Annotated in this window: 11 protein-coding genes; 7 read left to right on the plus strand and 4 right to left on the minus strand. The window is 68.4% G+C overall.

The window, feature by feature from the left end; all coding sequences use genetic code 11:
• Positions 1-11 precede the first annotated feature (11 nt).
• Complete coding sequence (locus tag PLE19_04290; GenBank protein HPD14140.1) at positions 12-1,160, plus strand: uroporphyrinogen decarboxylase family protein; 1,149 nt, start codon at positions 12-14, stop codon at positions 1,158-1,160.
• Between the two features lie 14 nt (positions 1,161-1,174).
• On the opposite strand, the gene melA is transcribed toward PLE19_04290, so the two are convergent.
• A complete protein-coding gene (melA, locus tag PLE19_04295; protein ID HPD14141.1) occupies positions 1,175-2,476 on the minus strand; it encodes an alpha-galactosidase in 1,302 nt (433 codons plus the stop codon).
• A 155-nt stretch (positions 2,477-2,631) separates the two neighbouring features.
• Here melA and PLE19_04300 point away from each other — a divergent pair, with 155 nt between their 5' ends.
• Positions 2,632-3,243 (plus strand): hypothetical protein, encoded by a 612-nt coding sequence (locus tag PLE19_04300; protein HPD14142.1) that lies wholly within the window; start codon positions 2,632-2,634, stop codon positions 3,241-3,243.
• A gap of 1 nt (position 3,244) precedes the next feature.
• Here the strand turns inward: PLE19_04300 and PLE19_04305 are convergent, their stop codons facing one another.
• Both PLE19_04305 and PLE19_04310 read right to left on the minus strand, forming a co-directional pair.
• Complete coding sequence (locus PLE19_04305) at positions 3,245-5,170, minus strand: hypothetical protein (GenBank protein HPD14143.1); 1,926 nt, start codon at positions 5,168-5,170, stop codon at positions 3,245-3,247.
• A 64-nt stretch (positions 5,171-5,234) separates the two neighbouring features.
• Positions 5,235-5,996 carry a sulfite exporter TauE/SafE family protein gene (locus PLE19_04310; GenBank protein ID HPD14144.1) on the minus strand — a complete coding sequence of 254 codons (762 nt, stop codon included), beginning with the start codon at positions 5,994-5,996 and terminating at the stop codon, positions 5,235-5,237.
• Positions 5,997-6,144: 148 nt separating this feature from the next.
• Between PLE19_04310 and PLE19_04315 the strand changes: the two genes are divergently transcribed.
• A complete protein-coding gene (locus PLE19_04315) occupies positions 6,145-6,714 on the plus strand; it encodes an FmdE family protein (protein ID HPD14145.1) in 570 nt (189 codons plus the stop codon).
• On the opposite strand, the gene arfB is transcribed toward PLE19_04315, so the two are convergent.
• Complete coding sequence (arfB, locus tag PLE19_04320) at positions 6,677-7,114, minus strand: alternative ribosome rescue aminoacyl-tRNA hydrolase ArfB (GenBank protein ID HPD14146.1); 438 nt, start codon at positions 7,112-7,114, stop codon at positions 6,677-6,679. The genes PLE19_04315 and arfB overlap by 38 nt on opposite strands.
• Before the next feature lie 161 nt (positions 7,115-7,275).
• Between arfB and PLE19_04325 the strand changes: the two genes are divergently transcribed.
• The 4 genes from PLE19_04325 to PLE19_04340 all read left to right on the plus strand — a co-directional run bounded on the left by PLE19_04325 (position 7,276) and on the right by PLE19_04340 (position 13,861).
• Entirely contained in the window at positions 7,276-8,043 is a 768-nt protein-coding gene (locus PLE19_04325; GenBank protein HPD14147.1) for a TIGR02206 family membrane protein, read from the plus strand.
• Positions 8,040-10,847 (plus strand): DUF4838 domain-containing protein, encoded by a 2,808-nt coding sequence (locus PLE19_04330; GenBank protein ID HPD14148.1) that lies wholly within the window; start codon positions 8,040-8,042, stop codon positions 10,845-10,847. Before PLE19_04325 ends, PLE19_04330 begins: the two co-directional genes overlap by 4 nt.
• A 1,086-nt stretch (positions 10,848-11,933) precedes the next feature.
• On the plus strand, positions 11,934-12,272 hold the full coding sequence (locus tag PLE19_04335; protein ID HPD14149.1) for an RNA-binding protein: 339 nt from the start codon (positions 11,934-11,936) through the stop codon (positions 12,270-12,272).
• 110 nt (positions 12,273-12,382) lie between these two features.
• Positions 12,383-13,861, plus strand: a complete 1,479-nt coding sequence (locus PLE19_04340) for a DUF4070 domain-containing protein (protein HPD14150.1) — start codon at positions 12,383-12,385, stop codon at positions 13,859-13,861.
• The last annotated feature ends 58 nt before the right edge of the window (positions 13,862-13,919 follow it).

Consider the following 13,919-nt stretch of genomic DNA (forward strand, 5'->3'; position numbering starts at 1 on the left):
AGGGCTCTGTCATGCTCCCCAAGGAACGTGTCGCCGCCATCTTCGCGCACCGCCCGACCGATCGGGTGCCCCTCTACATGGGCAGCTTCTCGTCGCGGGTGGCCTCGGCCATCCTCGGCAGGCCGAGGGCGTGCGTCGGAGGGGGAGTCGTCCAGTTCTACGAGTCCGAGGCCCTGTGGAATGGGCCGGCCGCGCACGCCGAGTTCGTCGAGCGGGCATTCCAGGACGCGATGGACCTGCCGCGCGTGCTCGACCTGGACTATGTGCGTCCCTCGTACTGGCGGCTGGCCGAGCAGCCGACGCGGCGGATTGACGAGTTCACCTTCCTTTACGGCGACCCCGACGGCGCCTACCGCGTGATGCGGTTCGACCCCGAGACCGAGCTGTACCAGGTGGTTGACCAGCAGCCGCGCCGCGAGACGACGATGGAAGACATCGAGCGGCACGTGGCCGAGCTGGAGGCGAGCCTGGCCGGCTACACGCCTTCCGAATCCCTTGTGAAGGACTGGCAGCGGGCGATGGCCGTCCACGGCGGAACGCGAGCGGTCCACGCCTTCGGCATCGGGGTGGGCCTGCCCTATCAGGACGCCGCGTGGCTGATGGCGGTGACGCTACGCCCCGACCTGATCCGCCGCTACCTCGACGCCCAGGCCGAGCGGGCCTGCCGCAACGCCGAGCTGCTCGGCCGCGTGGGGGCGCGCTACGCCCACGGCGGCGGCGACTTCGCCGGCACCCACGGCCCCAACTACTCGCCCCGCGCGTTCCACGAACTGATGTTGCCCGCGCTCCAGAAGGTCTCCGACGCCTGCCACAGGCACGGCGTCTACCACATGTTCGCCAGCGACGGCAACCTGTGGCCCGTGGCCGACGACTTGTTCGGGGCGTCGGGCGTGGACGCCTTCTATGAGATTGACCTGCGGGCGGGCATGGACCTGCGGCGGCTCCGCGAGCGTTTCCCCCACCTTGCGCTGCTGGGTGGTATCAGCTCGCACACGGTCCATCGCGGCACGAAGCGCGACGTGGTGCGCGAGACTCGCGCCGCCCTCGACGCCGCGCGGGAGCTCGGCAGCATCATGGTCGGCTGTTCGAACCTGGTCGTCTGTCAGACCCCAATGGCGAACTTCTGGGCGATGATGGAGACGCTGCACGCCCGCCGCTGAAGGCGCCGCGCCCCCTACTCGAGATATCCCAGCAGGTGCTTCTCGGCCTCGAACAGGCGGTCGCACATCGTCCGGATCTCAGCCAGCGAGCACACGGCCGCCGTCAGCGGGTCCAGCATGCAGGCGTGGATGGCCTTCTCGCGGTCGCCCTCGAGCGCCGCCTGCACCGTGAGGTCCTGCACGACGATGTTCGACAGGTTGAGCGCGGCAAGCTGCGTGGGCAGTTCGCCGATGACGCACGGGTGCACGCCCTCGCGGTCGGCGAAGCAGGGCACCTCGACGACGCACTCGGGCGGCAGGTTGGTGATGATGCCGTCGTTCGCCACGTTGCCGTTGAAGCGGAAGGGCGCGCCGCTCTCGATGCCGTTCATGATGCCCGAGGCGTACTCGTGCGACGCCTTGACCTCGATGGGCTTCTCGCCGCGCACCTGGGCGAGGAAGTCGGGATCCTGCCAGTCCCACCGCGAGCCGGTCACTTCCCTGGCGGGCCGCCGCTCCTTGAGGCCGAACGGCTCCCACAGCTCGCGGCGCTTGCGGAAGTAGGGCACGTATTCGGACATGTGGGTGGACGACTCGGTGACGAAGCAGCCGAACTGGCGGAGGATCTCGAAGCGCACGGGGTCCTTGGCTCGAATCTCGGGGTTCTCCGCCGCCTCGAAGAGCAGCGGGTAGGCGTCCGCATCGTTCCATTCGAGCTGGAGGAACCAGGCCATGTGGTTGATGCCGGCCACCCAGAAGCGCATCTCGCCAAAAGGCTTGTTGATGTAGCGGGCGAGTTGCTCGCTCGTGCCCTGCACGCTGTGGCAGAGGCCCACGACCTCGATGCCCGTGGCTTCGTTCATCGCCCAGCAGAGCATGGCCATGGGATTCGTGTAGTTGATGAGCAGCGCGTCGGGGCACAGCTCTTCCATGTCGCGGCAGATGCGCAGCATCTCGGGCGCCGTGCGCAGCGTGCGGAACACGCCGCCCACGCCCACCGTGTCGGCCACCGACTGCTCGACGCCGTATTCGGCGGGGATCATCACTTCGTCGTAATAGGGCGAGCCGGCGTAGGCGCGGCCGCCGACGGCGATGGCCACGACCACGTAGTCGGCGCCCGGCAGCACCTCGCGGCGATCGGTCGCCCAGCGCACCTCCACGGGCGCCCCGAGCTGCCGCACGAGCGCCTGCACCCACTCGGCCACGTGGCGCGCGCTCTCCTCGTTGATGTCCACGAGCGCAATGCTGCCCGTGCGCAGCGCCTCGTGGGCCAGAATATCGAGGCTCAGCCGTTTGCCGAAGCCGCTCCCCGCGCCGATGATCACGACGTTCGCCATGCCGGTGCTCCTGGTGTTCCCCCCGATGCCGCCAGACTCTAGCGACTCGCCCAATGCGAAGCAAGCCGCGCTTGACCCGTGAAACGGAATCCGTATAGTGTGCCGACGCCCGGACAGGGCGGGAACCTCGCCTCCCTCGCTTCGCAGGAGCCAGAATGCCCGCAAGCCGCGCCCCGCTTCTCCTGCTCATCGCGTGCATTGTCTCGGGGTGCGCCACCGTGCGCATGACCGATCCAGGCCGCACGGCGACCGAGCAACTGCTGCTGAGCACCGCGGCGGACCGCGCCGTGCAGCAGCTGGACCTCGCGCCGCTGTCGGGCCGGAAGGTGTTCGTGGACGCCACGAACTTCGAAGGCGCCGACAAGGCCTATGCGCTCGGCTCCTTGAGCAGCCGAGCCGCCGACAAGGGCGCCCTGCTTGTCCCCAAGGTGGAAGAGGCGGCGGTTATTGCCGCCGCTCGCGCCGGCGCACTCTCCATTGATCGCACGGAGTTTCTGATCGGCATCCCCCGCCTCGTCCTGCCCACGCCCACAGGCGCGACGGTTCAGACCCCCGAGGTCGCCCTCGTCAAGCGCGTGGCGCAGACGGGCATCGCCAAGGTGGCCCTGGCCGCCTACGAGACGGGCTCGGGCAAGCAGGTGCTCTCGGTCGGGCCCGTAAGCGGCACCTCCTACTACACGCTCTGGACGCTCATGGGTTTTTCGTGGCGCGTGACGGATGTGCCCGAGAAGGCCCCGCGCTTCCGGTGGTGGCCCTGGGGCACGTAGCTCACCAGACGTGGATCTTGTGCCCGTCGCCGGGGAACCAGATGCAATCCACCAGGAACGACACGCCCAACCCGGCCACATAGCCCACCATGATGCCTACGAAGAACGCGCGCCAGCGCCGGTAGGCCTGGATGCCGCCGAGCTTAATGATCAGCGTCTTGATGACCCAAGTAAGGAAGATCGAGAAGGCGGCGTAGCCGGTGGTTTCGCCCGCGCCGATGGCCATGCCCACGGGATGGATGGGCCACCAGGCGTAGCGGTACTGAAGCGCAGCGACGGCCCCCGTGGTCGCGGCCCCGATGCCCATGAACAGCAGGCGGTTCCAGTCGGTGGGCATTGGGTTGAGCTCCTTCTTCGCGAGGTAGCCGAAAATCCACTCGTGGCCGCGCGACCATTCAAAGGCGTCGAAGTTGTGCGCGCCGCGCGTGTAGCACAGGTACAGCGTGTAGGCCACGCCCACGGCCAGCGACACGACGGCGGCCAGGGCCATCATCAGCAGGAAGCCGCGGCGGGCCCGCGCCTCAGCCCCGGCCATTCGGAGGTTGTGCGCAGCAGTGTACGGGATCAGCCGCTCGTTGTTGCAGTTCACGCAGTAACCCAGGCCCACCATCAGGCGGTCGGCGGAACTCATCTTGTCGTAGCCCAGAGTGTAGAAGGTCGCCTCCTGCGGCGTGATGGGGCTCCACAGGTAGATCAGCCCCGTCTGCGCGACGAGGCGCGTGACCCCCACGTAGATGATGAAGCCGATCGGCACGAAGAACAGCGCAACGCCGGCCGACATGCCCGCCCGAGTGTACCACGCAAACACCACGCTGCCGCCAACCAGGAGGCCCAATGCCGCCGTGCGGTAGCTCACGACCTCGCGGGTGTCGTCTGCGCCGCCCTGGAGGCCGAGCACGCGCCGCACCACGCCCGCGAGATGCCCGCGTGCCATCCAGAAGCCAAGCAGCACGAGCGCCAGGAACCCGCCCCAGTTCTGCCACCCGCAGGCCGCGCTGAACGGGCAGCCCCAGTTGTCGGGCGGGCCGATGTCCAGCCCCACCGTGTTGAAGATGCCCGCCTCGAAGAGGAACAGCAGGCGGAAGAACCAGACGCTGAACAGGATGTTCAGCGGCGTGAAGTAGGCGAAGCCCATCACGAAGAAGTTCGCCTTGCACAGGATGGCCGGGAACTTGGGGCTGAACTGCACGTAGGCCCAGGTCTGAAACGGAATCGTCGGGAAGTCCCAGTCGAAGTACGCGATCATGTTCCAGCAGATCACGGAGAACGGGATGGCGGCGCCGATCCAGAAGAGCGGCTGGTGGGCGATGGCCGGCCAGGGCGAGTCGCGGCGCTCGTCCATCAGGAGCATGGGAAGCTCGGCCAGCGGGAAAGTCAGGCGCTCGTGGTCCACCCATTGCCGCCGCAGGATCACCATCGCGCAGAACGAGCACAAGAAGAGCGCGGCGATGAGCAGGCTCCACCAGAACAGGGGCATCACCCACGCCTCCCACGGGATCGCCTCGGCGCGCGGCAGGCCGTTGAAGAGCCACTCGACCGCATGCCCCGTGTCGCTGGGTGCCAGCCAGCGCGGCATGGTGCGGCTCATCCACTCGGCCCAGAAGTTCTCGGGCGAGGCATAGTAGAACGGCGCCGAAATGTAGCTGAGCAGGAACCCGATGATGCCGAGCGACGGGAAGATGGCGGCCACCATGCCCATCGAGAACACGATCACCAGCTCCCACGGCTCGAAGGCCAGGTGGCGGCGAATCGCCCGCAGCGACACGTTCACGGGGAACACGAGCAGCAGGAAGGGCAGGAGCACGGCCACCGAGATATAGCCGAAGCGCATCCAGAGGCCGCGCGATACGTAGTAGCCGAACGGCTCCCACACATTGATGAGCGCGGCGAGCGCGGCGCCGACCAGGATGGCGCGGAACCTTCGCATGGCCGCATTCTACCCCGATGCGCCGCTCAGTCAACGCGAAATGCGCGCGGGGGATGCCTCGGGCCTACCAGGCTCCCGCGGCGACGCCGAGCTGGTAGACGCCGCATGCGATCAGCATGGCCGCGACGGCGCGTCGGAAGCCATTCTGGCCGATCGTGCCGAACGCCCACTCGCCCAGCAACGCCCCGGCGATGACGGCGGGCCAGAGCGCCACCCCTCGCAGAGCCAGGCCCGCGGTGAGGAGCTCGCGTCCGGTGAAGGGCGCCTGGAGGATGTAGGCGATGAGACGCCAGCTCACCGTTCCCGCGAAGGCCAGGGTCACGGCGGCCTTGGTCGCCTGCTTGCTCCACTGGCGTCCGTAGAAGTAGAGTACGACGGGCGGCCCGCCCGCGCTGAGGGCCGCGCCCAGCGCGCCGCTGGCCACGCCGGCCACGAACGCCCACAGCCGGCTCTCGGGCCGCGGCCCGGCTCGCTGGCGCAGGAACGGCTCGGCCGTGACCCCGATCAGCACCAGCCCCAACGCCCCCCGCAGCAGCCACTCGGGGCCGAACGCCAGCAGGTAGAGGCCGAACGGCGTGCCCAGCGGCACGCCCGCGAGCAGCCAGGCCACGGGCCGCAACCGCACCTCGCTCCGCACCTGCCACAGCGCGATCGCGATGTTCGGCACCACCAGCACGGTGATGAGAACCACGACCTCCCGGAGGTCCGCCCCGAACAACGGCGTCAGCGCCACAAGCACCACGGCGAAGCCGAAGCTCGAGACGCTTTGCACGGCGGAGCCCAGGATACAGCAGCCCGCAAAGACCGCAATCTGCCAACTGTCCATATGCGCGCCCAATCCGGCCCGCCGGCCAAGCACAGGGAGCGACGAAGGATAGCAGACTTGTGCGCGAGGGTCAACTGTGGTAGCCTAGCACGCGGCGCTGGCCCGGCAATGCCGCTCTCAGCAGGTGCGCGTCAGCGGGGTATCCGTCATGGTCAACAAGCGTTACCCGCACGACCTCGATCAGGTGGTGAGGTTTCACGGGCACTTCTGCCGGGGAATCCTGATCGGCTACCGCGCGGCCAAGATCGGCCTGGAACACCTGGGCAAGCCGCGGGCGGTGGACGAGGAGATCATCGCCATCGTGGAGAACGACTCGTGCGCCGTGGACGCCGTGCAGGTGCTCACGGGCTGCACGTTCGGCAAGGGCAACCTGTTCTTCCGCGACCACGGGAAGCACGTCTACACGTTCGCCGTGCGTCCATCGGGGCGCGCGGTGCGCGTGAGCAGCAAGCCGGGCCGCCGCCTGCCGCTCGACCAGATGCTGGCCGCTCCCGCCGGCGACCTCTTCTGGATCGAGCCCACCACCATCGAACTGCCCGCTCCCGCGGCCCTCCGGGACTCCGTGCTCTGCTCGCGATGCGGCGAGCCGGTCATGGCCACCCGAACGCGTCGCCGCGGCGACCGCCTGCTGTGCATTCCGTGCGCCGCGCGAGGGGGCGCACACGGAGCGCGGCCCCCAGTCAGGAATCGTCCCGGGCGGCCCCCCGCCCACGCTTGAGCTCGCTCCGCCGGCGCTTTGCCGCCAGCCGCCGCTCGGCCGCCGCACGCGGCGGGCGCGTGCGCCGCCGCGTCCTTGGCACGTGCAACGCGGCGCGCAGCAGCACCGCGAAGCGCTCGAGGGCCTCCTCACGGTTTTGCGCCTGGCTGCGGCTGGACTGGCAGGTGATGCGCAGCACCCCCTCCTTGCTCACGTAGCCCCCAAGCCGCCCGATGAGGCGCTGCTTCTGCTCCGCGGACAGGCTGGGCGAGCCCGCGACGTCGAAGGCCAGTTCGGCCTGGGTCGCCGCCTTGTTCACGTGTTGCCCGCCCGGGCCGCTGCTGCGCGTGAAGCGGAACGCCAGCTCCGCCAGCGGTATCGCGACGCCAGGCTGAATCGCAACCCTCGCCCCATCGCCCATCGCGCATCATCTCCTCGAGCGGAACACCATGGCTGTGCAGGCGCCGCCCCACTGTAGCGCGATGCCAGGCGTGAGGCAACAGCCCCACTGGCGTCCGGCGCGGGCAGCCGCTATGATGGGTTCAGGAGGACTGGTCTCGAGCCCTTCGCCGAGGGGTAGCCGTGCTGGCGCTGACGCTCTCGGGCAGTCGGGAATTCGTGCACTTCGGGGCCGAGCACTTGGGCGCGAGCGTGCTGGCCGTGGCGGGCGGCCTGGCGCTGGCGCTGTGGGTGCGCAAGGCGGGCACGCCGCGCCTCGACCGCGCAGCGCGCTGGGCGCTGGCCGTGGCGTGCGTGGCCTTCGAGGCGGCTGGCATCGCGCTCACGGGCGTGTTGCCGCTGCACTTGTGCGACATCTCGATCCTGGTCGCGCCCGTGGTGCTGCTGACGGGCAACCGCTATGCCTTCGAACTGCTCTACTTCTGGGGCGTCGGCGGCGCGCCGCAGGCTCTCGCCCAGCCGCCGCTCTTCAGCGGCTTCCCCGCCCCCATCTGCATCGCGTTCTTCCTGGGGCATGGGCTGATTCTGGCGAGCGCCTTCTATGCCACGCTCGCCATGCGGCTGCGGCCCACGCCCCGGTCCGTCATCCGTGTGTGGTTGCTCACGAACGCCTATGGGCTGCTCATCATTCCGGTGAATCTAGCCCTGGGCACGAACTTCCTGTTCATCATGCGGAAGCCGCAGACCCCCTCGCTCCTCGACCTGATGGGGCCGTATCCTTATTACATGCTCGTTCTCGATGCGTTGGCCCTCGTGGTGTTCGGCCTGTGCTACCTGCCGTTCTGGGCGGCGGATCGCCGGGCGGCGCGCCGGGTTGCGTGCGCGGCCACAGCCGGCTATGATGCGACCGGTTCCGCTCCCGGTCACAGGGACAAGGAGGAGACGCGATGAAGAAGGTGGCGGGCTGTCTCGTTCTGATCGCGGCCTCGTGCATGACCGTGCCGGCGCCCGAGCTTCCCCCCGCGAAGGCCGAGCCGCCCAAGCCGCTCACCGCGGCCGAACTCGGCCAGCAGATTGACGCCACGCGCTACGCCTCGTGCCGCCTGGGCGAAGAGCGCCTCGGCCAGATCGAGGCCCAGCTCCGGGCGCTCGCCGAGCAGGCGCCCGAGAACTCCCCCGCCCGAAAGGAGGCCCAGGCCGTGACCGCGAAGCTCAAGCCCGCCCGCGAAGCCATCGCCCAGCGCAGGGCCGACCTCGGCTCGTGCGTCATCCGCATCGGCGGCAGGCCGCTCGACCCCGCCACGCACGCCATCGTCGTGCCCGACCAGCCCACGCCCCAGGAAGACCACGCAGCCAACGACCTGAACGCGCACATCGAGCGCCTGACGGGGCGCGACCTGCCGATGGTCACCGACAGCGCGCTCGCTCAGCAGGTGCCCGTCGTCGTAGGCAATTGCCCGAGGACCCTCCGCAAGCTCGGTGTCCGCATCGACACCAAGGGTCTGGGGCTCGAGGGCATCGTCATCCGCACCAAGGGGCCGGCCCTGGTGCTCGCAGGCAACCAGCGCGGCATCCTCTACGCCGTCTACACCTTCCTCGAGGACTACTGCGGCTGCCGCTGGTTCACGCCCGAGTGCACCGTCATCCCGAAGACGGGGGCGTTCGATATCGCCGACCTGAACGTGCACCACATCCCGCCCCTCGAGTACCGCTCGACCGATTACCCCTGCTCGCGCCCCGCCGACTTCGCGGTCCGCAATAAGCTCAACGGCACGCAGACCCAGATAGACGAGCGCCGCGGCGGCAAGATTGACTACGGCACCTTCGTCCACACCTTCAATTCCATCCTCGACCCCGCCAAGCACTTCGCAGAGCATCCGGAGTACTTCTCGGAGATCAAGGGCAAGCGCCAGGGCGGCAACACCCAGCTCTGCCTCACTAACCCCGAGGTGCTCGCGATCGCCAAGAAGACCGTCCGCGACTGGATGAAGTACGCGCCCAAGGCCACCATCTTCTCGGTCTCACAGAACGACTGGTACAACTTCTGCGAGTGCGCCCAGTGCAAGGCCCTCGACGACGCCGAGGGCACCCACGCCGCCACGATGATCGCCTTCGTGAACGCCATCGCGCGCGACGTGGCAGAAGACTACCCCGGCAAGCTGGTTGACACCCTGGCCTATCAGTACACGCGCACGCCGCCCAAGACCCTGCGCGTCGAACCCAACGTGTGCGTGCGCCTGTGCACCATCGAGTGCGACTTCGCCCACCCCCTCGACCAGTCCACCCACCCCCAGAACCAGAAGTTCGTCAAAGACATCCAGGGCTGGAACAAGCTCTGCAACCGGCTGTACATCTGGGACTACATCATTGACTACGGCCACAGCGTGATGCCGTGGCCGAACCTCTACGCCCTCATCCCCAACATCCGCTTCTTCATCGCCAACGGCGTCAAGGGCCTCTACGAGGAGGCGTGCTACTTCACCAAGGGCTCCGAACTGGCCGAGCTGCGCACCTGGATCATCGCCAAGGCGATGTGGAACCCCAGCTACGACACCGACCGGGCGATTGACGAGTTCCTCGCCGGCTACTACGGGGCGGCTGCCAAGCCCATCCGCGCCTACATCAACCTCATGCACGAGCCGGTCCTCAAGGACCCCAACATGTACATCCACATCTGGACGGGCCCGAACGCCCCCTACCTGAACGACAAGGCGATTGCCGAGGCGTCCCGCCTCTTCGACGAGGCCGAGAAGGCCGTCGCCGCCGACCCCGTGCTCCTCCACCGCGTGCAGGTCGCCCGCCTGCCGGTCCTCTACGTGCAGATCGTCAACTCCACTCAAGGCTTCAAGGAAGAGGGCGACACCCTGGTGGACACGGCGACCAACGACGAGGGCGAACTGCTCAAGCGCTTCGAGTCCATCGCGCGGAAGGAAGGGCTCACGATGATCCGCGAGCATCAGCAGTACGGCAACCTCGACAAGTGGCTGGCCAGCGTGAGCTTCGCGGGCAAGAAGCTGCCCATCGTGCGCCTCGCCAACGACTCGCTCGAGCTGGCCATCCTGCCCAGCCTGGGCGGACGCATCTGGAAGATGGTCCACAAGCCCACGGGCCGCGACATCCTCAAGCGCTACAAGGACCGCGAAGGCAACGAGCTGCCCGACGCCGGCGGCTACGAGGAGTACTCCGAGGGCCAATATCGCAGCGCCGGCTGGAATGAGTCCTACCGCGTGGTGAAGCGCGACAAGCAGTCGGTCGTCCTCGAAGCCAAGCTCAAGAGCGGCCTCGTGCTCACGCGCACCATCACGCTCGATGACAAGGAGCCCAAGGCCACGATCGAGTCCACACTGACCAACGCCGGCAAGGAGCCGCGCCAGGCGTGTTTGCGCGCCCACCCGTCGTTCGCGGTGAGCGATCTCAGCAGGGCGGCGTTGTGGGTGCCTGTGCCTGGCAAGCCCGCGCTTCAGCGGCCCCTGGCCCTGCCCGCCGACACGCCCGAGAAGGACGAGTGGCTGGCTCCGGCGGAACTGCCGGCCGGCGAGTGGCGGATCGCCGACCCGGCCGCGAGCTACCAGATCGTCTGCCGCTTCGACCCCGCCCAGGTCGGCCAGTGCCTGCTGAACCGCAGCGCGAGAGACCATCGGGTGAACCTGGAGCTCTCCACGCAGCCGGCCACGCTGGCGCCGGGTCAGAGCCTGTCGTTGAAGCACACCATCGAGGCGAGGCCGAGCGCGGACATTCGGCCTCCCGGGCCTTAGAAACTATCTCAGGGTCTTCAGGGTTTCGCGACCCTGGCGTGACTGGCCCGGTGCAGGGCGTGGGCATGCCAGCTCCTGGCGGACCGGGCGGTTCCCCGGGAGGGCGCCGCCGAGCGGCTGGCGGGCGTAGCCTGCCCATGCTGTATCAACCCTGTGAGGAGGAAAGTGATACAGCATGGGCAGATGGGCGAGAATGGGCGATTCTCGCGGTTCCGGCCATATTCGCTCATCTGCGCGATGAGCAAGTATGGGAGCGGGACTGGCCGGAGGGCGTAAGGCAGTGGGGCATAGAGGGCTATGGGATGGCCCCCGCGGGCGCCGCGGCACCGGCCCCGCGTTGCCCAATGGCGGCCGCGCCGGGATCGCCAAGTCCTGATGAGCCCTATTTCAGAACCCACGTGGGCTGCGTTGCCGGCGCCAGCGGGGCGGATGCAAGGCGCGGCGACGCAGGCGATACCACGGAGAGCATCGCTGAGGAGCCGCAACGCGGCAGGCGCCCCGCTGCCGCCGCCACCCGAAGGGACGCCGCATCTTCTGGCCGCAGGCGACGTCGTTCGCCGTCAACGACGCCCTCCGCTGCATCCCCTCCTCCTCTCTCCTTGCCTGCGACCAGAACCGCGGGCGTCGCAGCCTACGTGGGTTCTGAGACAGTTTCTCAGCCCTGATCTTTGCCCACATCTTGGGGGGGCTGGGGCTTAGCCCCCGAATGGGGGCGATTGAGCCGTAGCCCGCGTTCGCGGGCCACAATGTCCTGACATGTGGGCAAAGATGAGGCCTTAGCCCGGGGTTCGCACGAAATTCCCGCTTTTCGGTTGCATATCGCCCCCGGGCCTGATATGATGTGGGGGTTGAATGGAGCGTTTGACGAACACGCGCAAGCGACGGAATGTGACCGGAACGCCCTCCTTGTGACGCGCTCGCCATTGTGGTTCAGGCTCCTATTGGCAACTTTCACCGCGTCTGGAGCCCCTGAGCGTTCAGGGGCCGCGCGGTCGAGCCCGCGATTGGCGATGCGCCCGATGCCCCGGACCAGCTCAAGGCGGCCTACTGCGGTGGACGGTGGGGTCCAACTTGTGGAGATGGTGCATGAACATCTATGTCGGTAACCTGTCCTTCCAGACGGGGGACGCCGAGCTGCGCGCCGCCTTCGAGGCGCACGGCGAGGTGACCTCGGCGTCGGTGATCACGGACAGGGAGACCGGGCGGTCGCGCGGCTTCGGCTTCGTCGAGATGCCCTCGGCCGAGCAGGCCAAGGCGGCTATCGCCGCCCTCAACGGCACCGACCTCGGCGGTCGCACGCTGAACGTCAACGAGGCGCGCCCCCGCAGTGAGAGCCGCGGCGGCTCCGGCGGCGGTGGCGGGCGCGGCGGCCGTGGCGGCTACGGCGGCGGTGGCGGCCGCAGCGAGCGTCGCCCCTCCTGGTGAACCGCAGGTTCATCCGTACGGACGCAACGTTCAGGGGCCTGCGGCTGCGCGAGCCGCAGGCCCCTGCTCTCTCGGGCGACGGCGCCGGCTATCGCGCCTCAGGAGTTCCCGTGAAGGCCCTCTTCGTCTACCCCGAGTTTCCCGACACCTTCTGGAGCTTCAGGCACGCGCTCAAGTTCGTGAGCAAGCGCGCGTCGCTGCCGCCGCTCGGGCTGCTCACCGTGGCCGCCATGGTGCCCGAGCACTGGGAGAAGCGGCTGGTAGACCTCAATGTGCGGCGGCTGCGCGACCGCGACATCGCCTGGGCCGACTGCGTGTTCGTGAGCGCCATGGCCGTGCAGCGCGCGGCGGCGCAACGCCTCATCGCCCGGTGCCAGCGCGCGGGCAAGCGCGTGGTGGCCGGCGGCCCCCTCTTCACGGCCGAACCCGAGGCGTTCCCTGAGCCCGACCACCTGGTCCTCGGCGAGGCCGAAGGCGCCCTGCCCGAACTTGTGGCCGACCTCGAACGCGGCGAGGCCCGACGGGTCTACATCGCCCCGGCCTTCCCCGAGCTGGATCGGACCCCCGTCCCTCTCTGGCGCCTCGCCGACCTGTCGCGCTATGCCACCCTGAGCCTCCAGTACTCGCGCGGCTGCCCGTTCAACTGCGATTTCTGCAACGTCACCGCCCTCTTCGGCCACCGCCCCCGTACCAAGAGCGCCGCCCAGGTGATCGCGGAACTCGATGCCCTCTACGGTGCCGGCTGGCGCGGCGGGGTGTTCTTCGTGGACGACAACCTCATCGGCAACAAGCACCGCCTCAAGGCGGAGTTGCTCCCTGCCCTCATCGCCTGGCGCCGGGAGCACGCCATTTCCGGCTTCCTCACCGAGGCCTCCATCAATCTGGCCGACGACCCTGAACTGATGGACCTCATGGTGCGGGCCGGCTTCACCACCGTGTTCGTGGGCATCGAGACGCCCGACGCGGCCGGCCTGGCCGAGTGCTCGAAGAGCCAGAACGCCAACCGCGATCTCGTGGCCGACGTCAAGCGCATCCAGCGCGCCGGCCTTCAGGTGCAGGGCGGCTTCATCGTGGGCTTCGACTCCGACACGCCCTCAATCTTCGAGCGCCAGATCGCCTTCATCCAGCAGAGCGGCATCGTCACGGCCATGGTCGGCCTGCTCGAGGCCCTGCCCGGCACCCGATTGTTCGAGCGCCTCCAGCGCGAGGGACGCATCGCCGGCGCCACCTCCGGCGACAACGTGGACGGCACCACGAACATCCTGCCGCGGATGGGCCTCGACACGCTGCGCGAGGGCTATCGCCGCATCCTCGCCCACATCTATTCGCCCAAGCACTACTACGCGCGCCTCAAGACCTTTCTGTGCGAGTACCAGCCGCCCAAGCTCAGGAACCGCGTGACCCTGGCCGACCTGCGGGCATTCGTCCGCTCGATCGTCCGCCTCGGCATCCTGGGCAGCGAGCGCTTCCACTACTGGAAGCTCATCGTCTGGACGGTGCTCCGCCGTCCCGAACTCCTCTCCACCGCCGTCACCCTCGCCATCTATGGCCACCACTTCCGCAAGGTCTGCCGGCTCCACGTCCTGTGAACCGCCGATTAATGCGCGTTAATGGCCCAGAGGCCCCAGGATGCGTTGCGCGCTGGAT

The organism is Planctomycetota bacterium (assembly GCA_035384565.1).
Lineage (GTDB): Bacteria > Planctomycetota > PUPC01 > DSUN01 > DSUN01 > DAOOIT01.

Bases quoted from the DNA above. Each gene is read 5' to 3' on its own strand.
- PLE19_04290 (HPD14140.1), top strand. From the start codon at position 12: ATGCTCCCCAAGGAACGTGTCGCCGCCATCTTCGCGCACCGCCCGACC.
- melA (HPD14141.1), bottom strand. From the start codon at position 2,476: ATGGCGAACGTCGTGATCATCGGCGCGGGGAGCGGCTTCGGCAAACGG.
- PLE19_04300 (HPD14142.1), top strand. From the start codon at position 2,632: ATGCCCGCAAGCCGCGCCCCGCTTCTCCTGCTCATCGCGTGCATTGTC.
- PLE19_04305 (HPD14143.1), bottom strand. From the start codon at position 5,170: ATGCGAAGGTTCCGCGCCATCCTGGTCGGCGCCGCGCTCGCCGCGCTC.
- PLE19_04310 (HPD14144.1), bottom strand. From the start codon at position 5,996: ATGGACAGTTGGCAGATTGCGGTCTTTGCGGGCTGCTGTATCCTGGGC.
- PLE19_04315 (HPD14145.1), top strand. From the start codon at position 6,145: ATGGTCAACAAGCGTTACCCGCACGACCTCGATCAGGTGGTGAGGTTT.
- arfB (HPD14146.1), bottom strand. From the start codon at position 7,114: ATGGGCGATGGGGCGAGGGTTGCGATTCAGCCTGGCGTCGCGATACCG.
- PLE19_04330 (HPD14148.1), top strand. From the start codon at position 8,040: ATGAAGAAGGTGGCGGGCTGTCTCGTTCTGATCGCGGCCTCGTGCATG.
- PLE19_04335 (HPD14149.1), top strand. From the start codon at position 11,934: ATGAACATCTATGTCGGTAACCTGTCCTTCCAGACGGGGGACGCCGAG.